The organism is Anaeromyxobacter sp. Red801, assembly GCF_049201065.2.
Lineage (GTDB): Bacteria > Myxococcota > Myxococcia > Myxococcales > Anaeromyxobacteraceae > Anaeromyxobacter.
Map to the genome: position 1 here is coordinate 3,415,964 of NZ_CM181236.1, position 26,714 is coordinate 3,442,677.

23 protein-coding genes and 1 pseudogene are annotated in these 26,714 nt (G+C 74.9%); 13 read left to right on the forward strand and 11 right to left on the reverse strand.

The window, feature by feature from the left end; translation table 11 throughout:
• Positions 1-11: 11 nt before the first annotated feature.
• From rrtA to ACOQFB_RS15750, 3 genes are all read right to left on the reverse strand, one after another.
• Positions 12-1,220 (reverse strand): rhombosortase, encoded by a 1,209-nt coding sequence (gene rrtA / locus ACOQFB_RS15740; RefSeq protein WP_421609362.1) that lies wholly within the window; start codon positions 1,218-1,220, stop codon positions 12-14.
• Positions 1,220-2,131, reverse strand: a complete 912-nt coding sequence (gene rhlP, locus ACOQFB_RS15745) for a rhombotarget lipoprotein (RefSeq protein WP_421609363.1) — start codon at positions 2,129-2,131, stop codon at positions 1,220-1,222. Before rhlP ends, rrtA begins: the two co-directional genes overlap by 1 nt.
• 97 nt (positions 2,132-2,228) lie before the next feature.
• Positions 2,229-2,663 (reverse strand): hypothetical protein, encoded by a 435-nt coding sequence (locus ACOQFB_RS15750; protein WP_059435986.1) that lies wholly within the window; start codon positions 2,661-2,663, stop codon positions 2,229-2,231.
• A gap of 131 nt (positions 2,664-2,794) precedes the next feature.
• On the opposite strand from ACOQFB_RS15750, the gene ACOQFB_RS15755 reads away from it, so the two are divergent.
• Together ACOQFB_RS15755 and ACOQFB_RS15760 are read left to right on the forward strand one after the other, a co-directional pair.
• Positions 2,795-3,733, forward strand: coding sequence for a LysR family transcriptional regulator (locus ACOQFB_RS15755; protein WP_421609364.1), 939 nt, complete (start codon positions 2,795-2,797; stop codon positions 3,731-3,733).
• Positions 3,734-3,756: 23 nt separating this feature from the next.
• Positions 3,757-4,851, forward strand: a complete 1,095-nt coding sequence (locus tag ACOQFB_RS15760; RefSeq protein ID WP_421609365.1) for a fatty acid desaturase family protein — start codon at positions 3,757-3,759, stop codon at positions 4,849-4,851.
• A gap of 37 nt (positions 4,852-4,888) precedes the next feature.
• Here ACOQFB_RS15760 and ACOQFB_RS15765 read toward each other — a convergent pair whose 3' ends face one another.
• The 4 genes from ACOQFB_RS15765 to ACOQFB_RS15780 form a co-directional block, all read right to left on the reverse strand.
• On the reverse strand, positions 4,889-7,957 hold the full coding sequence (locus tag ACOQFB_RS15765; protein ID WP_421609366.1) for an efflux RND transporter permease subunit: 3,069 nt from the start codon (positions 7,955-7,957) through the stop codon (positions 4,889-4,891).
• An 11-nt stretch (positions 7,958-7,968) separates the two neighbouring features.
• Positions 7,969-9,357, reverse strand: a complete 1,389-nt coding sequence (locus ACOQFB_RS15770) for an efflux RND transporter periplasmic adaptor subunit (RefSeq protein ID WP_421609367.1) — start codon at positions 9,355-9,357, stop codon at positions 7,969-7,971.
• Positions 9,354-10,544 (reverse strand): TolC family protein, encoded by a 1,191-nt coding sequence (locus ACOQFB_RS15775; RefSeq protein WP_421609368.1) that lies wholly within the window; start codon positions 10,542-10,544, stop codon positions 9,354-9,356. The genes ACOQFB_RS15770 and ACOQFB_RS15775 overlap by 4 nt, the downstream gene beginning before the upstream one ends.
• 146 nt (positions 10,545-10,690) lie before the next feature.
• A complete protein-coding gene (locus ACOQFB_RS15780; protein WP_059435980.1) occupies positions 10,691-11,014 on the reverse strand; it encodes a hypothetical protein in 324 nt (107 codons plus the stop codon).
• A 266-nt stretch (positions 11,015-11,280) separates the two neighbouring features.
• Between ACOQFB_RS15780 and ACOQFB_RS15785 the strand changes: the two genes are divergently transcribed.
• On the forward strand, positions 11,281-13,041 hold the full coding sequence (locus ACOQFB_RS15785) for a thiamine pyrophosphate-binding protein (protein WP_421609369.1): 1,761 nt from the start codon (positions 11,281-11,283) through the stop codon (positions 13,039-13,041).
• Here the strand turns inward: ACOQFB_RS15785 and ACOQFB_RS15790 are convergent.
• Positions 13,016-13,930 (reverse strand): NmrA family NAD(P)-binding protein, encoded by a 915-nt coding sequence (locus ACOQFB_RS15790; protein ID WP_421609370.1) that lies wholly within the window; start codon positions 13,928-13,930, stop codon positions 13,016-13,018. The genes ACOQFB_RS15785 and ACOQFB_RS15790 overlap by 26 nt on opposite strands.
• A gap of 76 nt (positions 13,931-14,006) precedes the next feature.
• Between ACOQFB_RS15790 and ACOQFB_RS15795 the strand changes: the two genes are divergently transcribed.
• Positions 14,007-14,744: a helix-turn-helix transcriptional regulator gene (locus tag ACOQFB_RS15795; protein WP_059435976.1), complete on the forward strand. Its 738-nt coding sequence runs from the start codon at positions 14,007-14,009 to the stop codon at positions 14,742-14,744.
• Between the two features lie 86 nt (positions 14,745-14,830).
• Positions 14,831-16,491: pseudogene (locus tag ACOQFB_RS15800) on the forward strand (HNH endonuclease).
• A gap of 18 nt (positions 16,492-16,509) precedes the next feature.
• On the opposite strand, the gene ACOQFB_RS15805 reads toward ACOQFB_RS15800, so the two are convergent.
• Positions 16,510-16,917, reverse strand: a complete 408-nt coding sequence (locus tag ACOQFB_RS15805; protein ID WP_059435974.1) for a hypothetical protein — start codon at positions 16,915-16,917, stop codon at positions 16,510-16,512.
• A gap of 135 nt (positions 16,918-17,052) precedes the next feature.
• On the opposite strand from ACOQFB_RS15805, the gene ACOQFB_RS15810 reads away from it, so the two are divergent.
• Complete coding sequence (locus ACOQFB_RS15810; protein ID WP_059435973.1) at positions 17,053-17,718, forward strand: dihydrofolate reductase family protein; 666 nt, start codon at positions 17,053-17,055, stop codon at positions 17,716-17,718.
• 15 nt (positions 17,719-17,733) lie between these two features.
• On the opposite strand, the gene ACOQFB_RS15815 is transcribed toward ACOQFB_RS15810, so the two are convergent.
• Complete coding sequence (locus tag ACOQFB_RS15815) at positions 17,734-19,092, reverse strand: tetratricopeptide repeat protein (protein WP_059435972.1); 1,359 nt, start codon at positions 19,090-19,092, stop codon at positions 17,734-17,736.
• A 212-nt stretch (positions 19,093-19,304) separates the two neighbouring features.
• Here ACOQFB_RS15815 and ACOQFB_RS15820 point away from each other — a divergent pair, with 212 nt between their 5' ends.
• Positions 19,305-19,805, forward strand: a complete 501-nt coding sequence (locus tag ACOQFB_RS15820; RefSeq protein ID WP_059435971.1) for a hypothetical protein — start codon at positions 19,305-19,307, stop codon at positions 19,803-19,805.
• A gap of 45 nt (positions 19,806-19,850) precedes the next feature.
• On the opposite strand, the gene ACOQFB_RS15825 is transcribed toward ACOQFB_RS15820, so the two are convergent.
• A complete protein-coding gene (locus ACOQFB_RS15825) occupies positions 19,851-20,729 on the reverse strand; it encodes a helix-turn-helix domain-containing protein (protein WP_421609372.1) in 879 nt (292 codons plus the stop codon).
• A 201-nt stretch (positions 20,730-20,930) separates the two neighbouring features.
• Here ACOQFB_RS15825 and ACOQFB_RS15830 point away from each other — a divergent pair, with 201 nt between their 5' ends.
• The 6 genes from ACOQFB_RS15830 (at position 20,931) to ACOQFB_RS15855 (ending at position 26,685) form a co-directional block, all read left to right on the forward strand.
• On the forward strand, positions 20,931-21,302 hold the full coding sequence (locus tag ACOQFB_RS15830) for a YciI family protein (RefSeq protein ID WP_059435969.1): 372 nt from the start codon (positions 20,931-20,933) through the stop codon (positions 21,300-21,302).
• A gap of 76 nt (positions 21,303-21,378) precedes the next feature.
• Positions 21,379-21,957, forward strand: coding sequence for a xanthine phosphoribosyltransferase (gene gpt / locus ACOQFB_RS15835; protein WP_082100107.1), 579 nt, complete (start codon positions 21,379-21,381; stop codon positions 21,955-21,957).
• The gene (locus ACOQFB_RS15840) at positions 21,954-23,492 is read left to right on the forward strand and encodes an ABC transporter ATP-binding protein (protein WP_059435968.1); all 1,539 of its coding nucleotides are present in this window, start codon (positions 21,954-21,956) and stop codon (positions 23,490-23,492) included. Before gpt ends, ACOQFB_RS15840 begins: the two co-directional genes overlap by 4 nt.
• A complete protein-coding gene (locus ACOQFB_RS15845) occupies positions 23,489-24,577 on the forward strand; it encodes an ABC transporter permease (protein WP_059436008.1) in 1,089 nt (362 codons plus the stop codon). Before ACOQFB_RS15840 ends, ACOQFB_RS15845 begins: the two co-directional genes overlap by 4 nt.
• The gene (locus tag ACOQFB_RS15850; RefSeq protein ID WP_421609373.1) at positions 24,574-25,494 is read left to right on the forward strand and encodes an ABC transporter permease; all 921 of its coding nucleotides are present in this window, start codon (positions 24,574-24,576) and stop codon (positions 25,492-25,494) included. The genes ACOQFB_RS15845 and ACOQFB_RS15850 overlap by 4 nt, the downstream gene beginning before the upstream one ends.
• A gap of 57 nt (positions 25,495-25,551) precedes the next feature.
• Positions 25,552-26,685, forward strand: a complete 1,134-nt coding sequence (locus ACOQFB_RS15855) for a BMP family ABC transporter substrate-binding protein (RefSeq protein WP_059435966.1) — start codon at positions 25,552-25,554, stop codon at positions 26,683-26,685.
• The last annotated feature ends 29 nt before the right edge of the window (positions 26,686-26,714 follow it).

A 26,714-nucleotide genomic window follows, 5' to 3' on the forward strand; every position in this document is an offset into this window, starting at 1 on the left:
CCACGGGGCCTCTAGCTACGAGGCGTCCGTAGAACGGACCTTCGTCCGCGGCGCGGCCGAGGTGCCAACGGTCGGTGGCTGACTCCGGCACCAGTGCCCACCGAGCAGTGCCCACCGAGAGTGCCCACCGAGTGCCCACCGAGGGATGGGGTGAAGGGGTGCGGCGCCGGCGGGGGCCGCACGTTCCGTGATATGCTCCACCTGTGGTGCTGATCCGGCGCTCCACGTGGCGGTCGCGCGTCCTCGCCCTCCTCGGCGCCTGGGCGATCGGACTCGTCGCGGCGCTGATCTACTTCTTCCCTGACCTGCCGCGAACCTGGCGTGGGTGGATCGCGTTCGCGATCCTGGCACCTCCGGCGGTCCTGCTGCTCGAGCGCATGGGTGAGCGGCTCCCGGAGCTCGGCAAGCGCATCTCGCCCGCGCGTTTCTCCGTCCTCCGCATCGCCATCGGCGTGGTCGCGCTGGTTCTGCTGTTCGCGCCGGTGGTGTGGTGGAGGCTTCGGGTGACCGGCGGGTAGACGACGCCGGCGACCCGACCTGACGGTCATGGGGACCTCTCGCGACGAGGCGTCCGTCGGACGGACCGTCGTCCGCGGCGCGTCCGATGTGCCGACGGTTGCCGGCTGACTCCGGCACCAGTTCCCCCAGTTCCCCCGGCGCCAGTTCCCCCGGCGCATCAGCTCCGGAACGGCGACCGCCGTGATCGCGCCCGCGACATGGGCGAGCGGGACCGTGACGACGCCCGGCGGCGCGCCGACGAGGAGCATCCGCCCCGTCGAGAGCTCCCACGCCAGCTTCGCGACGCACGCCACGAGCGCGATGCCCGAGAGCGTCGCCATCGTGCCGGGCTCGCGCAGCCCTGCGAGCGCGAGCGCGACGATCGCGGCGTAGGCCATCCCCGACAGCCCGGCGTAGCGCTCGAGCGAGGGCTGGAGCCAGAGCACGGCGAGGCCGACGGCGAGCGCCGACGCGAGCGCCAGGGTCGCGAAGCTGGTGCGGCCGCGGCGCTCCAGCATCGCGCCGGCGATCCCGAACGCGAGGGCGTCGGCGGCGAGGTGCGACGCCGAGAAGTGCACGACGCTGCCCGTGAGCACGCGCCACCACTCGCCGCTCGCGACGCGCGCGCGGTCGAGGATCAGCAGCTCGCCCAGCGACGGCACGAGGTACGCCCCGAGGGCGAGGGCGAGCACCGCGGCGGTGACCCAGGGGAAGCGCCGCATCACCGCGCCCCCGAGCGCCTCCGCCGCAGCGAGCCGACCAGGGCGCCGCCGGCGAGCGCCGCGAGGATGGCGAGCGTCGCCGCATCGACGGCGCCGCCGCCGCTGGCCGCGGCGCGCTTCTCGTACTCCGCGGTGCGCACGACCTTGACCTCGTCGGGCTGCGCCTTCAGGCGCTCCTGGAAGGCGGTGAGCTGTGCGTCGAGCGCCGTGATCAGCTCCGCCGTCGCGAGCTTGAAGCCGTGCTGCCGGTCCTGGCGCAGCTCCTCCGATTCGTTCACCGGCGTGGACCGGCCCTTCACCACGCTCGTCCCGGGCGCGCGGAAGAGGAGCTTGCGACTCGGGATGTCGAGCACGACCGCGTCCATCAGCGTGCGCGTGTCGTGCTTCTCCCCCTGCACGACGTACGCGCCGACGAGCGTCCAGTAGGTGAGCGTCGCCATCCCCTGGTCCTTGAACTGCACCTGGTCGAAGGCGATGAGGACGATCTCGTCCACGCCGAACATGTTCCGGATCTGGTCCAGGTTCGCGAACCCGCCCCCGGGCGTCAGGTACGCCGTCGGGATGATCTCGACCGACTTGACGTACGGCCGCTCGCGAAAGTGCGCGGCGATCGTCTCCATGAGGCGGACCCGCTCGGTCTCGGGGGCGGCGGCGTCGCGGTCGCCGACGTACGCCGCCTGCGTCACCTCGCTCGCCGCGGGCGGGACGAAGGCGATCCCGACCCTGAGCGGAAGCGTGAGCTTCGGGACGGACGGCTGGGCCGCCTCGGGCTGTCCGGCCGGATACAGGTAGTTGACGACGCTCGTCGCCCGCCGCGCCGTCGTCTGCGCGCAGGCGCCGAGCAGCGTCACGAGGAGCAGTGGAGCGAGGGTGAACCCGCGGGACCTTCCACGGTACGTGGGGGCTGACATGGGAGCGCGTCCTCCGGTTGGACGAATCGCGAACCGAGCGACCTGCCGACTCCGACGCCATGGTAGGCCGATCGTCGCGCCCAGTCCCGGGCTGGCGCTACCGCCCCCCCTCCTCGGAGCGAGCGACATCGAGCCTCACCTTCGCCGCCTGCGGCGCCGCGTGCGCCGCCTTCGCGGCCCCCATCGCCTGCTGCATGGCGGCCTTCACCGGGATGATGACCGAGTACGACTTGAACAGCAGGCCGGTGAGGTAGGCGGCGAGCTGGACCACGAAGAACGCGCTGATCGCGAGGTCCACGGGCAGGAACCCGGTCGAGACGAGGACGGGGCGGCACAGCGCCACGAGCAGGAACGTGACCCAGTGGCTCGTGCAGTAGAAGCAGGCGGTGAGGTGGCCGAGCCACTCGCTCCGCGCGGAGAGGAACCTCCGCAGCGGCTCGAAGATCTCCGTTCCGGTGATGGTGAAGGACGTCCCGCTCACGACCATGGCGAGGACGGCGCAGGTCCACAGGGCTTCGACGGGCAGCGGCATGGGTTCTCCTCCTCGGTTCCGGCGCGGGCCGGCGGGACCCGCGCGGTGGGCCGGAGTCATGCGGCGGCGGCGGCCCTCCGCGCATTGCGATTCGGGTTGCCGGATTGATACCGGATCGGTATCACCGCCGGATGGACCTCCGCGAGCTGCGCGCGTTCCTGGTGGTGGCCTCCGAGCTGAGCTTCCGCCGCGCGGCGGAGCGGCTGCACATGAGCCAGCCGCCGCTGAGCCGGCTCATCGCCGGGCTCGAGCGCGACCTCCGCGTCCGCCTGCTGGAGCGCAGCACCCGGGCCGTCTCGCTCACGCCGGCGGGCGCGCTCCTCTTCCGCGAGGGTCCGGCGGTCGTCGAGCGCGTGGAGGCGCTCGAGGCCCGGGTGCGCGAGCGCGGGGAGCGCTCCGGGCGGCCGCTCCGGCTCGGGCTCTCCACCGCGGGCTTCGCGACCTGGGTCCCGGAGCGGATCGCGCGCCTCGAGGGCGCCGCGAGCGGACCGGGCGTCGAGCTCACCTCGGGCGTCCCGGAGCGGCTGCTCCGCGACCTGCACCTCGGGCGGCTCGACGCGGTCTGCGTCGAGACGGCCGAGGGCGACGCGCCGGGGCTCGAGCGGTGGGTGGTCGCCGAGGACGCGATCGGCGTGCTGCTGCCGGCCACGCACCGGCTGGCGCGGCGCCGGGCGCTCCGCCTGCGCGACCTCGAGGGCGAGACCTTCGTGGTCCACCCGCGCCACGAGCACGCCCACCTGTACGAGAGCCAGCAACGGGCGCTCCGCGCGGCGGGCATCCGCTACCGGATCCTCACCAAGCGGCCGGACGAGAGCTGCCCGATCCTGGTCGCGCGCGGCAAGGGCATCCTGCTCGCGGCGCGGTCCTTCGCCCGAAAGCGGCCGTCGAACACGCGCTTCGTCCCGCTGCGCGAGCCCGCGCTCACGCACCGCGTGGCGCTGGTGTGGCAGGCGGAGCGCGCGAGCCCGGAGCTCACCGCGCTCCTGGGGCGGCTCCGGCAGGACGGGCCGGGCCGGGGCGTCCTCCACGGCGCAGCTGGGTCGCCCCCGTCCGCCATGACGCGCGGGTGACATCCCGCCCGCAGGCTCTCGCGATGAACGCGCCCGCCCACCGGTCCCGCTTCCCCCGCGACGACGGCTTCCACGCGGACCTGAGGCGCGGCGCCGCCGCGTACTTCGCGCGCACCGGCGTGGCCGCGCAGGGCGGGCTCGCCATGCACCTGAAGACGGTCGCGATCTTCGCCTGGTTCGCCGCGTCCTACGCGCTGCTCCTCGCCTTCGGAGACGCGTCGCCGTGGCTCGCGGCGGGGCTCACCGTCTCGATCGCGCTCGCGACCGCGGGCATCGGCTTCTCGGTGATGCACGACGCGAACCACGGGGCCTACTCGCGGTCGCCGCGGGTGAACCGCGTCGTCGGGCTCGCGCTCGACTTCATCGGCGCGAGCTCCTACGTCTGGCGCTTCAAGCACAACGTGCAGCACCACTCCTTCGCCAACGTCGCCGGCCTGGACGCGGACGTGGACGCCGAGCCGTTCCTCCGGCTCTCGCCCGCGCAGCGCCGCCGCGCGCTCCACCGCTTCCAGGGCTGGTACGCCTGGCCGCTGTACGGCGCGCTCTCGCTCAAGTGGTGGCTGGTGGACGACGTCGTGGACCTCGTCCGCGGGTCCATCGCCGGCACCCGGTTCCCGAGGCCCCGCGGCCGCGACCTCGCCGCGGTGGTCGCGGGCAAGGCCACGTTCCTCGCCTGGGCGGTCGTGGTCCCGGTCGCCGTCCACCGCAGCGCCTGGCCCGTGGCGTTCTTCGTCTTCGGCTCGCTCGTGCTCGGCGTCGTCATGGCCGCCGTGTTCCAGCTCGCGCACGCGGTGCCCGAGGCGCAGTTCCCGGGCGCGCCCGGCGCGGACGGTCTCATGTCCACCGGCTGGGCGGAGCACCAGGTCCGGACGACGGTGGACTTCGCCCGCACGAGCCGCGTGCTCGCGTGGTACCTGGGCGGCCTGAACTTCCAGGTCGAGCACCACCTGTTCCCCGGCGTCTGCCACGTGCACTACCCGGCGCTCGCCGGGATCGTGGAGGAGACGTGCCGCGCGCACGGGCTGCCCTACCGCGCGCAGCCGTCGCTCTGGGCCGCCGTGGCCGCGCACCACCGCCACCTGCGGACCCTCGGCGCGCCGCAGCCCGTGGAGGCCTGACCTCCGCCCGCGGTCCGCGGCCGCCGCTGCCGGGCGCTCACCCCGCGCGCGCCGCCCGCCGCCCCGCGAGCACCGCGTAGAGCGTGGGGAGCACGAGCAGCGTGAGCAGCGTGGACGTCACCAGCCCGCCCATCACCACCACCGCGAGCGGCTTCTGGATGTCCGCCCCGGACCCGGTGGCGTACAGCATGGGCAGGTGCCCGATGAAGCTCGTCAGCGCGGTCATGAGCAGCGGCCGGAACCGCAGGTTGCACCCCTGCTCGACGGTCTCGGCGACCGAGAGGCCGCGCTCGCGGAGCTGCTTGAAGAACGCCACCAGCACCACGCCGTTCTGCACGGCGATCCCGAGCAGGACGATGAACGCGACGGCCGCCGAGACCGAGAGCGGCATCCGGAACAGGACCACCGCGACGACGCCGCCGACGAGCGCGAACGGCAGGTTGAGCAGCACCAGCGCGGCGTGGGCGATGGACCCGAGCGCGAGGTAGAGGAGCAGGAACACCAGCCCGAGCGCGACGGGCACGACGATCGCGAGCCGCCGCATGGCCCGCTCCTGGTTCTCGAACTGGCCGCCGAGGCGCAGGTAGTAGCCGGGCGGCAGCTCCTGCTCGATGCCCTGGATGCGCGCGCGCACGTCGTCCACGAAGCCTCCGAGATCGCGCCCGCGGACGTTGGCCTCGACCACCACCCGGCGCATGCCGTTCTCGCGGCTGACCTGCGCCGGCGCCTCCACGAGCCTCACCTTCGCGAGCTGCGCGAGCGGCACGCGCGCGCCGTCCGGGCCGGGCACGAGGAGGCGGCCGATCCGGTCGATGTCGTCGCGGCTGTCCTCGGGGAACCGCACCGTGATGGCGAACCGCCGCTGCCCCTCGATGAGCGTGGACGCGACGCGGCCGCCGATCGCCGTCTCGATGGTGTCGTTCACGTCGCCGACGCGGATGCCGTACCGGGCCGCCGCCTCGCGGTCGATGTCCAGGTCGTACTGCGGCATGCCCGAGACCTGCTCGACCTTCACGTCGCCCGCGCCGGGCACCCCGCCCACCGCGGCGCCGATGCGGTCGGCGAAGCCCTTCAGGACCTCCAGGTCCGGGCCGAACACCTTGACCGCGAGGTCGCTCTTCACCCCGGCGATGAGCTCGTTCACCCGCAGCGCGATCGGCTGCGAGAACGAGAAGCGCAACCCGGGGACGTCGGACAGCTCCCTCCGGAGCGCCTCGACGAGCTCCGCCTTGTCTCGGCCGGTGCCCCACGCCTTCCGCGGCTTCAGCATCACGAACACGTCCGTCTGCTCGGGGCCCATCGGGTCCTCCGAGATTTCCGCGCGGCCGGTCTTCGAGACGACCGTCTCGACCTCCGGGAACTCCCCGAGCCGCTGCTCCAGGTAGCTCGCCACGTTCACCGACCCGGCGAGCGACGCGTTCGGCAGGCGGACCACGTTGATCGCGATCGACCCCTCGTCGAGCGGCGGCATGAACTCCGTCCCGACGAGCGGGACGAGCGCGGCCGAGAGGACGAGCACGGCGCCGCTCACGGCGAGCGTGCGCCTCGGCCGGGCGACGGCGCGGCGGAGCAGGCGCAGGTAGCCCTCGTGGAAGCGGCGGACCAGCCTGAGCTCGCGCTCCGGCTCCTGCTTCAGGATGGTCGCGGAGAGCACCGGGATCACCGTCAGCGCGACGGCGAGCGACACGAGCAGGGCGATGAGCAGCGTGGTCGCGAGGGGGGCGAACATCTTCCCCTCCACGCCCTGCAGCGCGTACAGGGGGACGAGGATGACGGCGATGACGAGCACCGAGAACGCGACCGGCCGGGCCACCTCCCGGACCGCCATCGCGACCACCTCCTGCCGGCCGCGCTCCCGGTCCTCGGCGAGGTGGCGCCTCACGTTCTCGACCACCACGATCGACGCGTCCACGACCATGCCGACCGAGAACGCCAGGCCGCCCATCGACATGAGGTTGGAGGTGAGGCCGGCCCAGCCCATCACGATGAAGGCGACCAGGAAGGTGAACGGCAGGGAGAACAGGACGACCAGCGCCGTCCGCAGCTCCGCCACGAACAGGAAGAGGACCAGGATCACGAAGATCCCGCCCTGCAGGAGCGCGTCCACGACCGTCTCGATGCACGCCTCGATGAGCGAGGTCCGGTCGTAGAACACGCGGATCCGGGCGCCCTCCGGGAGCGTGCCGCGGGCCGCCTCGATGGCGTCCTTCACCCCGGCCACGACGTCCCTGGCGTTCGCGCCCTTCAGCATGATCACCATGCCCGCGACCGCCTCGCCCTTGCCGTCGCGGGTCACGGCGCCCTGCCGCGGCTCGGCGCCGATGACCACGTCCGCCACGTCGCGCAGGTAGACGGGCGACCCGTCGAACGCGCCGAGCACGATGCGCTCGATGTCGGGGAGATCGCGCACCAGGCCGACGCCGCGCAGGTAGGTCTGCTCCCAGCCGGCGACGACCACGCCGCCGCCGGCGTTCCCGTTCGAGCGCTCGATGGCCTCCGAGACGTCGCGGACGCCGAGCCGGTACTTCACCAGCCGGTCCGGGTGGACGACGACCTGGTACTGCTTCACCTCGCCGCCGAAGCTGTTCACCTCGTTGACGCCGGGGATGGGCCGGAGCTGCGGCGCCAGGATCCAGTCCTGGATCGTCCGCAGCTCCATCGGCGAGAGCCCGTCCCCCTCCAGCGTGTACTGGAAGATCTCGCCCAGCCCGGTGGAGATGGGCCCGAGCTCCGGCTCGACGCCGGGCGGCAGCGCCTCGCGGGCGCCGGCGAGCCGCTCGAACACGAGCTGCCGCGTCCAGTAGGTCTCGGCGCCGTCCTCGAAGACCACCACCACCTGCGACAGCTCGGCCTTGGAGAGCGACCGCACCTGCGTGACGCGGGGGAGCCCGCGCATCGCCTGCTCGATGGGGAAGCTGACCCGCTGCTCGACGTCCACGGCGGCGAGCCCGGGCGCCTTCGTCAGGATCATGACCTGCGTGTTCGTCACGTCGGGGAACGCGTCGATGGGCAGGCGCGTCCAGGCGATCCACCCCGCCACCGAGAGCGCCGCGGTGACGCCCAGGACGAGGAGGCGGTTCTTGAGGAGCCACTCGAGGATGCGCATCGCTCGGACCCCTAGTCCGCGCAGCCCGCGCCCATCTTCGAGCGCAGGACGTCCGACTTCAGGAGGAACGCGCCGTCGGCGGCCAGGGTCTCGCCGCCGTGCAGGCCGTCCTTCACCTCGACCCAGTCCATCCACCTGCGCCCCGGCTCCACCGGCCGGCGGATCCAGTAGTCGCCGTGGTGGTGGACGAACACGAACGAGCGGCCCTCGTCCGAGAGCAGCGCCGCGGCCGGGACCGCGAGCGCCTCCTCCTCGCCCGGGAGGAAGACGCGGACGCTCGCGAACATGCCCGCGCGGAGCCGCGCGTCCGGGTTCGCCGCCGTGACGCGCACCTTCACCGTGCGCGTCCGCTCATCCATGGACGGGCCGACGAACTCCACCGTCCCCGGGAAGATCGCGCCGGGGAACGCCTTCACGCCGATCTCGGCGCGGAGCCTCCCGCCGCGCTGCGCGTCGAGCACGCGGCCGAGCTGGTCCTCGTGGAGATCCGCCCAGACCCACACCGACGACACGTCCCCGACCGTCACGATGCTCTCGTCCGGCTTCACCAGCTCGCCGGGCACGGCGTGCATCTCGAGCACGATGCCGTCCGCCGGCGCTCGGACGACGAGGCCCCCGCCGCCGGCCCGCCGCCCGGCGGCGCCGAGCCGCTCCAGATCGGCGGTGGCGACGCCCAGGCGCGCGAGCTTCTGCTCCGCCGACCGCGCGCGGATCTGCGCCGTCTCGAGCTCCTGGCGCGCCGCGAGGTGCTCCTTCTCGGAGGAGATCTGCTCCTTGCGGAGCTGCTCCTGCCGCTCGGCGCTGGCGCGCGCCAGGCGGAGCGACGCCTGCGCCGCCAGGTAGTCGCTCTCGGCCTCGCCGACCTGGACGCTCTCGAGCTCCACCAGCGCCTGGCCGCGCCGGACGTGCTCGCCCAGCGAGACGTGGACGGTGCGGATGGTGCCCTCGATCCGCGGCGACACGTGCGCGACCCGCCGCTCGTCGAACCGGACCTCGCCGGTGAGCGCGACCGGCGCCTCGACCCGGCGCCTCGCCGCGGACGCCTTCCGGACGAGGCCGCCGTCCACGAGCTTCGCGGGCACGCGCACGACGCCGACCTCGTACCGGCACTCGTCGCACTCGAACGTCTTCTTTCCGTGCTCGCAGCTCAGCGCGAGGAGCTCGTCCACGGGTCGGTCGAGGTCCGACGGCTCGTCGCCGCCGTGGCCGTGGCCGTGGCCGTCCCCGGTCGCGTCTTCGTGGCCGGCGTGCGGCGGCGCCGTCGCCCCCGCGCCCGGCTCGTGGCCGGCGGCCGCGGACTGCCCCGCGGCCCGCTCGGCGCCGGCGTCTCCACCCCCACGGCATGCCACGGCGAGGATCGCCACGGCGAGGACGACCCGCTTCGAAAGGTGACGGTTCACGGCAGCTCCCGGCCGGAAAGCAGGATGAGCGCGCCGCAGTCCACGTCTCGCTCGCGGGCGCTGGCGAGGTACTCGCGGCGCGCCTCGAGGAGCACGCGCCGCGCGTCGATGACGTCGAGGATCCCCGTCTCGCCGAGCTGGAACGTCCGCTCGAGCGTGCGCGCCGACTCCTCGGCGCGGGGGAGGATCCGGATCTTCTGGCGGTCCGCGACCGCGCGGGCCTTGCCGCAGGCGGCGACGGCGTCGGCCTGCGCGGCGGCGAGGGCACGACCCTCGGCGTCGGCGCGGCTCGCCTCCGCGGCGGCCGCCGCCTCGGCGCGGCGGACGCGCCCGGACTTCCAGTCCCAGAGCGGCAGCTCGACCCCGAGGCGCCCGCCCACCGCCTCGCGATCGAGCTCGCTCGTGTAGAAGCCGCCCACCGAGAACGCGGGGACGCGGGACCGCCGCGCCGCGGAGGCCTCCGCCCTGGCCGCCTCGGCGCGCGCCAGCGCGGCGCGGACCCGCGGGTGCCTGGACGCGTCGAGCGGCGGGCTGCCAGGGTCGAGCGTCGGGGGCGGCGGCGGGAGCTCCACGTGCTGCACCGGGACGGTCAGCCACGCGCCGAGCTGCGCGAGCGCGCCGTCCCGGATCGCGCGCGCCGCGTCGACCTGGTTCCGGACGCGCTCGAGCTCGAGCTCCACCCGCGGGACCTCGACCGGCCGCCCCTCCCCCGCCTCCACGCGCCGGCGGACCAGGCGCGCCAGCGCGTCGGCCTGCTGCTCGGTGGTCTCGAGCGTCTCCACCTCGGCCTGCGCGTACGCGGCCCCGACGTAGAGCCGCCACAGCTCCGCGGTCACCTCGGCGCGGAGCGCACGGGCCTCCTCCGCCGCCTCGTCCACCGTGGCGCGGGCGGCGTCCACCTCGGGGCCACGCCTCGCCAGCCAGTCGAGCGGGAGGGTGAGCGCGAGGCCCCACTCGTTCCGGCGCGCCGCCCCGTCGCGCGCCTCGGCGCGGCCGGCGGTCGCCTCGACCTCGGGGTTCGGCGGGGTGCGTGCCGCCGTGAGCGCGCCCTCCGCGGCGCGGACGCGCGACCGCGACGCCGCGACGCGCGGGTCGCGATCGAGCGCGGCGGTGACGTCCGCCCAGCGAAGGGACGCCGGGGCGGGCGCGGCCGCTCCAGCGGGCGCGGGCGCCGCGTACGCGAGCACGAGCGCGCACGCCCATCGAACATGTGCAGACAAGCGGTGCTCCTGACGTGGGACGTTCGGCCGGACCGCGCGCTCGCGCGGCGGCCGGGGACGCGCGAGCCGCGCCGGCGCAGGCGGGCCCGCTCGCGCGAGGACGCGTCACGACGTCAGGCGATCGGCGGGCGGAACGGACGCGCGGGCTCGCGCGTGGCAGGCGCCTGCTCGGCGGGCTCGGCCGACGGCGAGCGACCGGTCTCGACGGCCACGACGACCAGCTCGCGCGCCGGGACGACGAGCTGCGTCGCGCAGCACGCGCAGTGGTGCTGGGTCGCGCCGCAGCCGTGCTCGGCCCCCTGGTCGCCGAGGTCGCCGTGATCCGCGGGCGTGTGGGCCACGTGCCCCGTCCGCGCGAGGTGCACGACGGCCTCGCCGACCTCGGCGAGGCCGGGGACGAACCCGTGCACCAGGATCGCGACGAGCAGCCACCTCACGGCGAGGCATCCTACCCGCGAGAGCCTCCGCCCGCAAACGCGAGGCGCGAGCGGGCTTCGACGCGGCGCGGCCGCGCGGCGAGGCCACCGGTCGCTCGTGGTCGCGCCGCGAACACCCGCGGTCAATGGACGCGGTGGCGCCGTCCGCGCCGGGCCGTTGGCACCCCCCCGCCAGGCCACGTCGCGGGCCCACCGCTCGTCCCGGCCGGATGGTAGCGTCCGCCGCGAGGCGGTGGGCGCCGCGGCGCCCCGGGCCCGGAGGATCCATGGCGGAGGCCAGGAACGGAGGCGCGGTGATCGCGGCGGCGCTGCAGCGCGCCGGCGTGGGCCACCTCTTCACGCTGTGCGGCGGCCACATCTCGCCCATCCTCGTCGAGTCCAAGCGGCTGGGCCTGCGCGTGGTGGACATGCGCGACGAGGCGAACGCGGTGTTCGCGGCCGACGCGATGGCGCGTCTCACCGGGCGGCCCGGCGTCGCCGCCGTGACCGCGGGCCCGGGCGTCACCAACGCCGTGACCGCGCTCGAGAACGCGCGCCTGGCGCAGTCGCCGGTGGTGCTCCTCGGCGGCGCCACCGCCACGCTGCTCCGCGGCCGCGGCGCGTTGCAGGACATCGACCAGCTCGCGCTCATGCGCCCCATCGCCAAGTGGGCCACCCGCGTCACCACCGTCGGTGGACTCCGCCCCACGCTCGAGCGCGCGCTCGCGCTGGCGCAGGGCGGCGTGCCCGGGCCGGTGTTCGTCGAGGTCCCGGTGGACCTGCTCTACGACGAGCCCCTCGTCCGCGACCTCTACCGCCGCGAGTCGGGGGCGGACCGCGTGGGCGGCGTCGCCGGCACCGCGATGCGGCTCTACCTGGAGGCGCACCTCGCGCGGCAGTTCCGGGCGCCCGCGCTGCCGTCGCTCGAGGACCTCCCGGCGCGGCTCGCGGAGCGGCTCGACCTGCGGCGAGGCACTTCCGGAGGGGTCGGACGGATCGCGGCGCGGCTCGCGCGCGCCGAGCGTCCGGTGCTGATCCTCGGCAGCCAGGCGCTCGCGGGCTGCGAGGACCCCGCACGCCTCGCGGCCGCGGTGCGCGCCCTCGGCGTCCCGGTCTACCTCGGCGGGATGGCGCGCGGGCTCCTGGGCCGGCGCGACGCCCTCCAGTTCCGCCACGCGCGCGGGCGCGCGCTCAAGGAGGCGGACGTCGTCGTCGTGGCCGGGTTCCCGTTCGACTTCCGGCTCGGCTACGGCCGCGGCTTCGGCCGCGGCGCCTTCATCGGGGCCGCGAACCTCTCCGCGGCGGAGCTGCGGAAGAACCGCAGCCCCGACGTGGCGGTCGAGATGCACCCCGGCGAATTCCTCGTCGCGCTGGCCGCGAAGGCGGGCAAGCCGCAGGCACGGGAGGCCTGGTTCGGCGCGCTCCGCGAGCGGGAGGCGGCGCGCGATCGCGAGATCGCCGCCGGCGCGGAGGCGGCCGGCGAGCTCGTGAACCCGCTGCGCTTCCTGCTGCGGCTCGAGGAGAAGATGGCCGACGACGCGGCGCTGGTCGTGGACGGCGGCGACTTCGTCGCGACCGCCGCCTACACGCTCCGCCCGCGCGCGCCGCTCGCCTGGCTCGACCCGGGCGTCTTCGGGACGCTCGGCGTCGGCGGCGGCTTCGCGACCGCGGCCGCGCTCGCCCGGCCCGGCCGCGAGGTGTGGCTGCTGTACGGGGACGGCTCGTGCGCCTACAGCCTCGCCGAGTTCGACACCTTCGCGCGCCACGGCCTCGCGCCCATCGCGGTGATCGGAAACGACGGCTCCTGGCAGCAGATCGCGCGGGAGCAGGTGGACATGCTGGGCGACGACGTCGGCACCGTGCTCGCGCGCTGCGACTACCACCGCGTCGCCGAGGGCTACGGCGGCGTCGGCCTGCTGCTCACCGAGGACGGCCGGATCGACGAGGTCCTCGACCGCGCGCGGGAGGCGGCGCGCGCCGGCCGGCCGGTCTGCATCAACGTCCACCTGCGCCGGAGCGAGTTCAGGAAGGGCTCGATCTCGATGTGAGGGGCGGCGCCCCCTGCTGCCGCAGCCGCGCGGCGACGTACTCGACGACCGTGGTGGGGCCCCGCGCCGGCGCGCTCGGCCGCTCGATGGCGCCGTCCACCACGGTCGCGGTCATCCGTGCGTAGGACTCCGCGGCGGAGGGCGAGAAGCCCAGCGCCCGGAACGTCGCGACCCACTGCGCGCGCGGGGTCTCGACCACCCGGATGTCGCGGCCGAGCGCGGCGGCGGCTGCGCGGGCGACGTCGGCGGCGGAGTACGGGGCCGGACCCTCGACGTGGTGCACGCCGGCGTGATCCTCGTCGTCGACGAGCCACCGCGCCGCGATGCGCCCGAGGTCGACGGGCGCGACCATGGGCAGCGCGAGCTCGGCCGGGAGGAGCGAGGGGATCTCGCCCGTCTGCCGCGCCGTCTCCAGCGCGAAGTCCCAGTTGCTCATGAAGTAGGCGCCGCGCACCACGCGGGTGGGGACGCCCGTCGCCGCGACCGCCTGCTCGAGCGCGTGGAGCACGCCGAGGTCGCCCAGGCCGTCGCCGGGCTGCGCGCCGTAGGTGGATTGCACCGCGACCTTCTCCAGCCCGGCGCCCTCGACGGCCCGCGCGATGGCCGCCATGGTGCGCCGCTCCTCGGCGACGGTGTCGGTGGCCGGGTCGGCGGGCGGCATGAGGAGGAACGCGCGCTGCCCGCGCCGGAGCACGGCCCGGAGCGCGTCCGCGTCGCGGACGTCGGCGACGGCGACGGCGGCGCCGCGGCGGGCGAAGGACTCGGCCCGGCGCGGATCCCGGGTGACGACCGTGACCCGCTCGCCGCGATCGAGGAGCGCGCCGGCGACCGCGGAGCCGACGCGGCCGGTGGCACCGAGGACGACGTGCATGGGGGTGGACGTGGACATGGTCCATCGGGTACCGCTCATCCCTGTCGGAACCTGTCCGCATCCTGCGGGTGAATCGCCCGAGCCGAGCTCCGCCATGCCCGTCCGTGCCGCCCGCCTCCTCGATCTCGCCGATCTGCTCCGCGCGTCGGCCGAGACCACGGTCGACGCGCTCGCCGCCAGGCTCCGGGTGAGCGCGCGCACGGTGCGGCGCGACCTGGCGCTGCTGCGCGAGCGGGGCATGCCCATCACCGGGCAGTCCGGGCCCGGCGGCGGGGTCCGGCTGGAGGGCGCGCGCGGTGTGGTCGCGGTCCACCTCGGCGTGCCGGAGATCGTCGCGCTCTGGCTCGGCGCGCGGCTGGCGCGGGCGGTCGCCGAGGTGCCGTGGGGCCGGCGCGCGGAGGATGCCCTCACCCGCCTGCTCGCGTCGCTCCCCGCGGAGCGCGCCCGCGAGCTCCGCGACCTCTGCGGGCGCATCTTCGTCGGGCCGAGGGCGAGCGAGCGCGTGCGCGAGGGGCTCGCACCCGTCGCGCCCGAGCTGCTGCACCTGTTCGAGGAGGCCGTCCGCCGCGGCGTCGCGCTCGCGTTCCGCTATCGAGACCGGAACGGCCGCCCGACGGCGCGCCAGGTCGAGCCGCACGGGCTCTCGATCATGCCGCCGGTCTGGTACCTGCTCGGCCGCGACGTGGACACCGGCCTGCCCCGCATGTTCCGCATGGACCGCATCTCCACGCCCGCGCTGCTGCCCGCGCGCTCGTTCCGTCCGGACGCGCGCGTGGTCGAGGCGCTGCTGCCGCCGGAGGTCACCTGGGTGCCGCTGCGGCCGCGGCGGTGAGCTGGTCGCCTGAGCGGTGCGAGCGGCGCGCGATACGCCCATCCGGGTTCACGTTTAGTGTCAGAGGCGCGTGCCACAGTTCGCGCATGGATGCCGCTCCCATCGCCGGCCTCGGGGCCGCGGATCTGCCGGGCACCGCCGGAGCGGAGCACGCGTTCCTGCCGCTCCGCGAGCTGCTCCCGTACAGCCGCGCGGAGCTGATCGCTGGTTCCGCGGCGGCGAGCCGGAGGCGGACGACTGCGAGCAGATCCTGGCCTGGGCGTCGCGGGGGCACGGCGCCATCGACGTCGCGATCGCGGAGGGGCTGGCGGCGCTCCGCCGGGGCGACCGGCTCGCGGCGCTGGGCTACCACCTCGACGACTACGCGCGCGAGGTCCTCGGGATCGGCAAGCGCGCGGCGGAGGGCCTGGCGCGGCTCGGGGACGGGCTCGGCACGCGCGCGCGCCTGCACGAGGCGCTGCGGGCGGGGCGGGTCGGGCTCCGCGCGGCGGAGACCGTGCTCGCGGTGGCGACGGGGGACGCGGAGGCGTTCTGGGTGGAGCGCGCGGCCCGGCAGACGGTGCGGGAGCTGGAGGACGCGGTCCGGCAGGCGGGGCGTACGGGCGACGACGCCGACGAGGAGGCGTGGGTGACGCTGCGCACGCAGCTGCCCGAGCACGAGCGGCTCGTCGTGGACGCCGCGCTGGAGGCGGCGGGGCGGAGCATGCCGGGCTCGACCCGGGCCGAGCGGCTCGAGGCGCTGGCGCAGGAGTACCTGGCGGAGTTCTCGACCGACGGCGATCGCGACGGCGCGCGCCCGCTGGGGCCGGAGTTCCTGCGGCCGGTTCAGGGCGATCGCGCGCGGCGCGCCGCGCTCGAAGCCGAGCCGGAGCGCTGGCCGCTGCTCGCGCCGGTCGCGGACTGGCCGGCGCCGGAGGTGCGCTTCGACGACGGCGCGACCGCGCAGGAGATCGACCGGACGCTCCGCGAGCTCGCCGCGGCGCGGGCCACGCTGGAGGAGGTCATGGGCGCGTGCGCGTACGCGGTCCGCCGGAGCGGCATGCACCTGCGCCTCGGGTTCGCGAGCTTCCGCCACTACGTCGAGGAGCGGCTGCGGCTGCCGCCGCGCGCGGTGGAGCAGCGGGCGGAGCACGAGGAGCGGCTGGCGAGGTCGGCGGGACTCCGCGAGGCGCGCCGGCAGGGGGTCTCCTACGAGCGGCGCCGGATCCTGGCGCGGCTGCCGGAGGGCGAGATCGCGGCCTGGATCCCGCGGGCGAAGGCCATGACCTGCGTCGCGCTCCGCCGCGCGGTCGAGGGCGAGCGGGAGCGGCAGCTGCGTGCGCAGCGGAAGGTCTCGGTGCCGCTGCCCCGCCGGGTGGCCGTGCTCCTCGCGGCGGCGCTCGAGACGGTCCGGAAGAGGGTCGGCCGCCTCGTTCCGGCCGGAAGCTGCCTCGCCGTGCTGGCCGCGCACTTCCTGGGGCAGTGGGAGCACGTGCTGAGGCGCCCGCCGAGCCGCTCGGAGCGCGTGCGGGAGCGCGACCTGGGCTGGTGCCAGGTCCCCGGCTGCAGCCACCGCGCCGCCCATTCGCACCACGTGCTGTTCCGCTCGCACGGCGGCGGGGACGAGGCGGAGAACCAGGTGGCGCTCTGCGCGTTCCACCACCTCCGCTGCGTCCACGGCGGCCACCTGACCGTCTTCGGGCGCGCGCCGGACGGGCTCACCTGGCTGCTGGACGGCGCGCCGTTCACCGGCATGGCGGAGGGCTGAACGGGCCTGCCAGCTTCCTCACCGGATCCGCATCGGAAGCTTGACCCAGAACGCGGTCGGCCGGCCCGCTGCGTCGCGGCCCGGCGTCCAGCCGCAGCCGGTCAACGTCTGCCACACGGCGCAGGCGAGCTCCGGCGGGTCCTCCGGCAGCAGCTGGAAGCCCGCAAGGCGGCCGTCCGCGAGAACCGCGAACTGGGCCAGCCACTCGCCCTTCAGTACGCGAAAGCCGGGCGGCGGCCGGAAGCTCCGCAGGAAGCACTGGTCAGGCGTGGTCCTCGGCTTCTGCTCGCCGGCCACGCTCCAGCGGACCTCTGCCCCCGCCGGAATTGCCGCGGCCGCCTCGAGGTCGCAGCGCGGCGCGGGGGAGGAAGCCGAGTGGGAGCACGCGAGGGCGAGTGCCAGCGCGGGGACGAGCAGCCTGGGCATGCCGGCCAGCACATCACGCACCGTGTTGGTCGTCCACTCCGCCGGCGGACGACCCGATCAGGGTATCGGGGCTGGACGCCCGGTGCACTGCGCGCCGCCCGGCTATGGCCCTTCGACCCTGAGAGGAGCGGGACCATGCGAAAGCTGATCGCGGGCGCGTTCACCACGCTGGACGGCGTCGTCCAGGCACCGGGAGGACCGGACGAGGACCGCGACGGGGGGTTCCCGCACGGCGGCTGGCTGGTGCCGTACTTCGACGAGACGTTCGAACGGCTCATGTCCGAGTGGACGAACCGCGCCGGCGCCTTCGTGCTGGGGCGCAAGACGTACGAGCTCTTTGCGGCCTCGTGGCCGAACGTCACCGACCCGGCGGACGAGGCTGCGGCGGCGCTCAACGGCCGGCCGAAGTACGTCGCGTCGCGGACGCTCACCGAGCTGCGCTGGAACGACTCGCACCTGCTGGGCGGCGACGTCGCCGGGGAGGTCGCGAGGCTCAAGGCGCAGGACGGCGGGGAGCTCCAGGTGCACGGCAGCTTCGACCTCCTGCAGACGCTGCTCCGCCACGATCTCGTGGACGGGCTGCGCATCTGGCAGTTCCCCGTCGTGCTCGGAACCGGCAAGCGCCTGTTCGGCGGCGGCGCCCTCCCGCTCGCGTTCCGCCTGGTGGAGATCCGGCAGACCGCGCCGGGCGCGGTGCTGCACGTCTACGAGCGGACGGGGCGGCTGCGCTACGGCGAGGTCGAGGTGGGCCAGGAGACGCGCCACTTCGACGAGCCGCAGCCTCCGGGCGCGCGGCGCTGAGCGCGGGCGGCGAGGCTAGAAGTACTCGGGCCGCCGCCGGCGCAGCGACGCCTCCAGCTCGTCCACGCGCTTCAGCATCGGGTGCCCCGGCGCGAGGGCGCGCGCGGCGTCCCAGCACGTCCAGGCCGAGGGCGTGTCGTAGCCCTCGAGGAACAGCTGGCCGGCGTCCATCCAGGCGCCGAGCAGGAACGGGTTGGCGCCGAGCGCGCGCGTGAACGCCTTCAGCGCGGCGTCGCCCTGCCCGAGCCTGAGGTGCTGGTTCGCGCGGAGCACGTGCAGGACCTCGCCGCCCTCCAGGCCGTCCGTCTCCAGCGGCAGGAGCAGGGCCAGCGCGCCCTTGGGATCCTTCGCCTCCATGTCCATCGACCGCGCCAGCGCCTGCATGCGGGCGTCGCCGCGCGCCGCGTCGCCGCACCTCCGCAGCAGGGCGTCGGGCGCGTCGGCGCCGGCGAGCCGGGACTCGAACGCGACCAGGAACGCCTCGAAGCCGCGCCCCTCCCCGAGGAGGCGCTCGGCGCGCTCGAGGTAGCTCGCGGCCGCCGGCGGGGTGCCTGCCTCCCGGGCACGGACGCGGCCCGCGAGCGCGACGACCTCCTCGTCCCGGAGCGGCTTCGACGGATACGGCGCCCACGCCGCGCGCGCGTCGAACGGCTCGTCCACGATCTCGCGCAGCGTCCAGGCGACGGTGGTCCGCTCCTGCACCAGCTGCCACGAGAACTCGAGGCGCGCCGGCGGGCGAGGCTCCTTCAGCAGCTCCGCCCGGACCAGCGGGTGCACGGCCGCGCCGTACAGGTACAGCCGCGAGAGGGAGGCGACCAGCTCGGGCGGCACCGCCCGCGCCGCCGCCACGAACGACGCGACCTCGCGGCCGTTGATCGTGAACACGCGCGCCCCGTCGCGGCGCCGCTCCTTCAGCTTCGCCTTCGCCGGCGGATCCATCCGCATCCCGAGCTCCACCTCGGCGTCGGCCAGGTCCTGGTCGCGCCCGATGACCGCCATCATCCTGGCCAGCGCCTTGCGGTTCTCGAGCTCGCGCTCCCGGAACGCGGGCACCGCGTACAGCGAGAACTCGCCCGCCTCCCTGGCCTGGTGATCGACCGCCAGCTCCCGCGCGGCGAGGAAGTCGAAGACCTGCTCGACGTCGCCGTCGCGGACCGCGAGCGCGGTGGGCGCGAGCCGCACGGTGAGCGTGCTCCGCGTGACCTTCACCTCCGGCGTGCCGGAGGCCGAGTTCGAGATCGTCTCGACCTTGTCGTAGACGATCCGCATCCCGGGCTGGGCCGCGGCCGGACCTCCGGACAGCGCGGCGAGCGCGGCCGTCCCGGCGGCGAGCAGGCACCGCCGGGTCCAGCGGACCACGAGCGAGCGGGCCATGGCACACCCTCCCGCGCGATCGTACCGGGCCGTGCGCGCGCGGCGGCGCGGACGCCGGGGTGCGGCCGCCGGGCGCGCCCCGCGCCCGCGCGCGCTCCGCCCTCGAGGTGCGACCGCCCTCGCGACGGCGCCTGCGCCGCAGCGACGCACCGCGTGCCGGGAGGTGGCCTCGCCCCCTCCCGCGGCCTAAGCTCCGGGCCGGGGCGCCGCGAATGACGGACGAGGTCGCGACGGGGACCACCACGCCGAGCTTCGCGCTCTCGGATCACCCCGAGCTGCTCCGGCTGTACCCGTGGTTCTCGCAGGCCGACTACGACGCGCTGCTCGCGGCGCGGCAGCAGAGCCCGGCGAGCCGCGCGTGGTGGGAGGCGGACGGCGCGGACGGCGGGAGCCCGGCCGACCTCGCGCAGGCGGCGCAGGGGCTCTACCTCTCGCTGGTGCAGGCGCGGCCGTGCTGGTGGCTCCCGGACCACGAGGACGGCACGCCGCCGACCCGCGACGAGATCGACATCGCGGTGAGCGCTCGCCTGTCCGCGAAGCGCGGCCTCGCCGATCGCGCGCCGGCTCCGGGCTCGCCGGAGGACCTCGCCGAGCTGACGCGGTTCCACGCCAGCCTCTCCCGCCGCGGGATCCCGCCGGAGGCGCTCCGCGCCTGGTACCGCGAGGCCTACGCGGCGTACCTGGCCGCGGCGCGCGGCGACGGCCCGCGCTGATCGCTCGCCGCGGCGTGCGGCGCCTCAGGCGAGATCGGCGCGGCTTCAGGGGCGGCGCGCGCCGGCCTGGGGGTGGCCCTGCGCGCGACGCCACTGCGCCGGCGTCCGGCCGTGCACGCGGCGGAACTGGCGGATGAAGTGCGTCACGTCGGCGTAGCCCACGTGCCCGGCGATCGCCTCGACCGATCCGTCGGTGGCGCGCAGGCGGCGGCGGGCCTCGGCCATGCGCTGCGCGAGGATCCACTCCCCGACGGTCCGCCCGGTCTCGCTCCGCACCACCGTGGCGACGTGCGCCGGCGTCCGCCCCACCGCCCGCGCCACGTCGGACAAGGACAGCGGGCGGAGCGCGCTCCCCTCCACGAACGCGAGCGCCCGGCGCGCCAGGCTCGACGCCTCGGTCCCGGGGTGCAGCGTGGCCGCGCTGGCGCGGACCAGCTCGAGCAGGACGAGGCGGAGCAGCGCGGCGAGCGCCTCGTCGCGGCCCTCCTCGCGGCGTGCGGCCTCGTCCTCGAGCGCCCGCAGCCACCGCTCGAGCCGGCGGCGCCCGGCGGGCGGGAGCCGGAGCACCGGGTGGCATCCGCCGCGAACCTGCGAGAAGAGCCGCAGCGAGTGGCCGGACTGCTCGGGCCAGAAGGCGATCCCCCAGCCCTGGGCGCCCTCGAACCGCGCCGACGAGTGCGGGTCGCCGGGCGGGATGACGTGGACGTCGCCGGGCCGCAGCTCGAGCGCGCCGGCGTGGTCCACCCGCGAGCGTCCGGCGGTGAGGAGGACCACGACGGCGTACGGGTGCGCGAAGCCGCCGCTCGCCCGCCGCGTCCCGGCGGCGGCGCGCCGCGCGTGCGCCTCGAGGCGCGTGACGAGCAGCGGCTCGCGGCCCTGCTCGAAGGCCTCGGCGTCCGACGGGCTGGGCGGGTCGTGCTCCACGGCGTGCACTCCTCGGCTCGACCCGGCCTGGCGAACCGGTCCGGACGAGCGCCGGGACCGTACACCCTGCCCGCTCGCGGACGCTGCCCCGCACGGGCCGCAAACGGCTCGGAACCTGGATCGTGCCCTCTCGGAGCGTCATGTCGATCCGGCCCGGGCTCGTTCGTCGCCAGGTCAGACTCCCACCGGAGGTGCACTGCCATGAAGTACCTGACGTTCATGCGAAGCTCCGAGTCGTACCGCGCCGGACCGCCGCCGCAGGCGATGATGGAGGCCATGGGCCAGTTCATCGAGCGCTCGTTCAAGGACGGCGTGCTCGTGGACACGGGCGGCCTCCTGCCCAGCAAGGACGGGTTCCGGGTCCGGCTCGCGAACGGCAAGCTCGCCGTGACCGACGGACCGTTCGCCGAGGCGAAGGAGGTCATCGGCGGCTGGGCCGTCCTGAAGACGGCGACGCGCGCCGATGCGCTGCGCGTGGCGACGGAGTTCATGGAGCTCCACCGGAAGCACTGGCCTGGGTTCGAGGGGGAGTGCGAGGTGCGGCCGATCGAGGAGTACGAACCGGCACCGTAGCGCCCCGAAATCCCTAGTAGATCCGGGGAGGTGAATTCCCCCTCCCCTGCGTCAGCCCCTTCCAGTACAAGGTGCCATGGCGGCAGACGCGACGAAGGGCCCTCCCGGCAGCGGGGAGGGCGAGGTCCACGCCGGATCCGGGCCCGGTCCGTACCAGGACGAGATCGTCATCTCCTGGCCCGAGCTGCACCGGGACGCGCGCTACCTGTCGCGCGTGCTGCACGAGCTCGGCGACTGGAAGGGCATCATCGCCATCACGCGCGGCGGCCTCGTGCCGGCGGCGCTGGTGGCGCGCGAGCTGGACATCCGCCTCATCGACACGGTCTGCGTGGTCAGCTACGGCGCCGCCGAGACGGGCGGCGCGGAGGCGAAGCAGGGCGAGCTGCGCTGGCTGAAGACGGTCCCGGGGGACGGCGAGGGCTGGCTGCTCATCGACGACCTGGTGGACACGGGCCGGACCGCGGCGGCGGTGCGGGAGAAGCTCCCGAAGGCGCACTTCGCCACGCTGTACGCGAAGCCGCTCGGCCGCCCGGTGGTGGACACGTTCGTGAAGGAGTTCCGCCAGGAGAAGTGGATCTACTTCCCGTGGGACATCGACTACCGGTTCGTCTCGCCGATCCGGCAGCGCGGCGCGAAGGACCAGGGGCCCACGTGAGCGTTCCGCGCCTCGAGCTGAGGCACGTCACCAAGCGCTACGGGGACGTCGTCGCGAACGACGACGTGGCGCTCACCGTCGCGCCGGGGGAGATCCACGCCGTCCTGGGCGAGAACGGCGCCGGCAAGTCCACGCTGATGAAGGTGGTCTACGGCGCGGTGGCCCCCGACGCCGGCGAGATCCTCTGGGACGGGCAGCCGGCCGAGGTCCGCACCCCGCACGACGCGCGGGCGCTGGGCATCGCGATGGTGTTCCAGCACTTCTCGCTGTTCGACTCGCTCACCGTCGCCGAGAACGTGTGGCTCGGGCTCTCGCGCAAGGTGGCGCTGCGCGACGTCACCGAGCGGATCCGCGCCAAGGCCGCGGAGTACGGCCTCGACGTGGACCCGCTCCGCCCGGTGCACGTGCTGTCGGTGGGCGAGCGGCAGCGCGTCGAGATCGTCCGCGCGCTCCTCGCCGACCCGCGGCTGCTCATCCTCGACGAGCCGACCGCGGTGCTCACGCCGCAGGCGGTGGACAAGCTCTTCGAGACGCTGCGCCAGGTCGCCGCGAGCGGCTGCTCCATCCTCTACATCAGCCACAAGCTCGACGAGATCCTGGAGCTGTGCCACGCGTGCACGGTGCTGCGCGGCGGCCGCGTGGTCGCGACCTGCGACCCGGCGCAGGAGACGACGGCCAGCCTCTCGCGCATGATGATCGGCGCCGAGCCGCCGCGGCTCGAGCGCCGCGCCGCGAAGCTCGGCCCGGTGGCGCTCTCGGTCGAGCGGCTCGCCCTCCCCTGCCACGACCGCTTCGGCGTCCCGCTCGAGGACGTGTCGCTCGAGGTCCACGCGGGCGAGATCGTCGGGATCGCCGGCGTGTCCGGCAACGGCCAGCAGGAGCTGCTCGCCGCGCTCTCGGGCGAGGACCCGCGCGCGGACGCGGGCGCCATCCGGCTGTTCGGCGAGCCCATCGGGCGCACCGGCGCGGCCGGGCGCCGGCGCCGCGGGCTGCACTTCGTCCCGGAGGAGCGGCTCGGGCGCGGCGCGGTGCCGTCGCTCTCGCTCGCCACCAACATGCTCCTCACCCGCCAGGAGGCGCTGCGCGCGTTCGGCTGGATCGACCGCGCCGCGCTCCGCGACCAGGCGTCGGGCGTGCTGCGGCGCTACTGGGTCAAGGCCGCCGGCCCGGGCGCGGTGGCGCGGAGCCTGTCGGGCGGCAACCTGCAGAAATACATCGTGGGGCGCGAGCTCGACGCGGTGCCGAAGGTCCTCGTGGTCGCGCAGCCGACCTGGGGCGTGGACGTCGGCGCGGCCGCGCAGATCCACGCCGAGCTGCTCCGGCTGCGCGACGCCGGCGCGGCGGTGCTGGTGGTCTCCGAGGAGCTGGAGGAGCTGTTCGCGCTCGCCGACCGGCTCCACGTCATCGCGAAGGGCCGCCTCTCGCCGCCCCTGCCCGCCGCCGACGCCACCGTCGAGCGCATCGGGGAGTGGATGAGCGGGCTGTGGGCGGGCGGCCCGGGCCGCCCCGAGGCCGTCGCCGGAGGGCCCGCGTGATCCGCCTCGACGTCCGCCCCACCCCCTCGCTCGCGATGAGCGTGCTGTCGCCGGTCATCGCGCTGACCGTGACGGTCACGCTGGGCGGCCTGCTGTTCCTCGCGCTCGGCAAGGAGCCGGGGCGCGTCCTCTCGATGTTCCTGTTCGAGCCGTTCAACGGCGCGCGCGCGCTCACCGAGCTCGGGCTCAAGTGCACGCCGCTCATCCTGTGCGCGCTCGGCCTCGGGCTGTGCTTCCGCGCCAACGTGTGGAACATCGGCGCCGAGGGGCAGTTCCTGATGGGCGCCATCACCGGGGGCGGGCTGGCGCTGTGGGTGACGAACGCGCAGCTCGCGCTCTCGCCCTGGGCGTTCTTCCCGCTGGTGGTGCTGGCGGGCGCCGCGGGCGGCGCCGCCTGGGCCGGCATCGTGGCGCTGCTCCGGGACCGGTTCCACGCGAACGAGATCCTCGTCAGCCTGATGCTGGTGTACGTCGCCGACCTGCTGCTCTCGTGGCTCGTGTTCGGGCCGTGGAAGGACCCGCGCGGCTTCAACTTCCCGCAGACGGTCAACTTCTCCGCGTCCACCGAGATCCCGCGCATCGTGCCCGGCCTGCGGCTGCACTGGGGCTTCGTCTTCGCGCTGGTCGCGGCGATCCTCATGTGGCTGTTCATGTTCCGGACCTACCGCGGCGTCCGCCTCCAGATCGGCGGCCCCGCGCCGGCCGCGGCGCGCTACGCGGGCTTCTCGGCGAGCTCCGCCATCTGGACGACGCTGCTCCTCTCCGGCGGGCTCGCCGGGATCGCCGGCGCGTTCGAGGCGGTCGGCCCCATGGGCCAGCTCACGCCGCACGTGGCGAGCGGGTACGGCTTCACCGCGGTGATCGTCGCGTTCGTGGGCCGGCTCCACCCCATCGGCGCGCTGCTCGGGAGCGTGGTGCTCTCGGCGCTCGTCATCGGCGGGCAGCTCGCGCAGTCGCGCGTCGGGCTGCCGGCGTCGGTGAGCGGCGTCTTCCAGGGCATCCTGCTGCTCTCGCTGCTCGCCTGCGACACGCTCATCCACCACCGGCTCCGGCTGGTCGGCTGGAGCCGGAGGACCGCGCCGTGAACGAGCTCGCCCTGCTCATCGCCGCGACGCTCGCGGCCGGGACGCCGCTCGCCATCGCCGGCCTGGGGCTGCTGCTCAACGAGCGCGCCGGGGTGGTCAACCTCGGCGCCGAGGGCATGCTGCTCGTCTCCGCGGTGGCCGGCTTCGCGGCCGCCCACGACGGCGGGAGCGAGTGGCTCGGCTTCCTGGCGGGCGCGGCCGGCGGCGCCGCGGTGGCGGCGGTCTTCGGCTGGCTGGTGGTGTGGCTCAACACCAACCAGTACGCGACCGGCCTGGCGGTGAGCCTGTTCGGTTCGGGGTTCTCGGCGTTCGTGGGCATCGGCTACGTGGGCAAGCAGCTCGGCGAGCAGCCGCCGCACCGCGTGCCGTTCCTCGCCGACCTGCCGTTCGCCGGGCCGGCGCTGTTCCGGCACCACCCGGTGGTCTACCTCGCCATCGCGCTCGTCGCGGCCGCGGCGTACTTCCTCTACCGCACGCGCGCCGGCCTCCTCCTGCGCGCCATCGGCGAGTCGCCGCAGTCCGCGCACGCGCTCGGCTACGGCGTCCGGCGCATCCGCTTCGCCGCGGTGGTGACCGGCGGCGCGCTGTGCGGCATCGCCGGCGCGTACCTGTCGGTCGTGTACACGCCGCTGTGGGTGGAGGGCATGGTGGCCGGGCGCGGGTGGATCGCGCTGGCGCTCACCGTGTTCGCCACCTGGCGGCCGGCCCGCATCCTCCTCGGCGCGTACCTGTTCGGCGGCGTGACCATGCTCCAGCTGCACCTGCAGGCGCGGGGCGTCCACGTGCCGAGCCAGTTCATGGCGATGCTGCCCTACGTCTCGACCATCGCCGTCCTCGCGCTCATCTCCCGGAACCCGCTGTGGATCCGGCTCAACATGCCCGCCTCGCTGGGGAAGCCGTTCTTCCCCGGCGCTTGAAGCCGCACCCGAAGCACCCGCAGTCATCCAGACCCTGACAAGGGGGAGATCGACACCATGAATCGCTCGTTCACCCGCCGGATCGCGCTCGGCGCGCTGCTGCTCGGCGCGACGCTCGCCGCCTGCTCCAAGAAGGAGGCGCCGCCCGCGCCCGCCGCCGCGCCCGCGCCGGCCAAGCCCGAGCCGCTCAAGGCCGCCTTCATCTACGTCGGCCCCGTCGGCGACGCCGGCTGGAGCTACTCGCACGACCTCGGCCGCCGCGCCGCGGTCGAGAAGCTCGGCGCGGACAAGGTCACCACCACCTTCGTCGAGAAGGTCCCCGAGGGCCCCGACGCCGAGCGCGTGCTCCGCGACCTCGTCGCGCAGGGCAACAAGCTCGTGTTCGCCACCTCGTTCGGCTTCATGGAGTCGATCGTGAAGGTGGCGAAGGACAACCCGGAGGTGCGCTTCGAGCACGCCACCGGCTACAAGACCTCCGACAACCTGCGCGTCTACGAGGCGAAGTTCTACGAGGGCGCCTACCTCGCCGGCGTGGTGGCCGGCAAGATGACGAAGACCAACACCCTCGGCTTCGTCGGCTCGTTCCCGATCCCCGAGGTGCTCCGCAACATCAACGCGTACACCCTGGGCGCGCAGAGCGTGAACCCGAAGGTGAAGACGCGGGTGGTGTGGGTGAACTCCTGGTTCGACCCGCCCAAGGAGACCGAGGCCGCCCAGTCGCTGCTGAACCAGGGCGCCGACGTGCTGCTGCAGAACACCGACTCGACCGCCGTCCTCCAGGCCGCCGAGCGCAACGGCAAGCTCGGCTTCGGCTGGGACAGCGACATGAGCGCGTTCGCGCCCAAGGCGCACCTCGGCTCGGTCGCGCTGAACTGGGCCGTCTACTACGAGAAGTCGTTCCGCGAGGCGATGGACAACACCTGGAAGACCGAGGTGACGAAGTGGGGCGTGAAGGAGGGCATGATCGACTACGTCAAGCCCGCCTCCTTCCTCCCGGCCGACGTCCAGCAGGCGCTCGAGACCGCGCGCGAGGGGCTGAAGACCGGCGCGGTCGCCGTGTTCAAGGGCCCGCTCGTGGACAACGCCGGCAAGGAGGTCCTCGCGAAGGACGCCGTCGCCGACGACGCGTGGAAGGGCGCCATCAACTTCTACGTGAAGGGCGTCGAGGGGAAGGTCCCGTCCGGCAACTAGCCCTCGCCGCGGATCGCCTCACGGCCGCG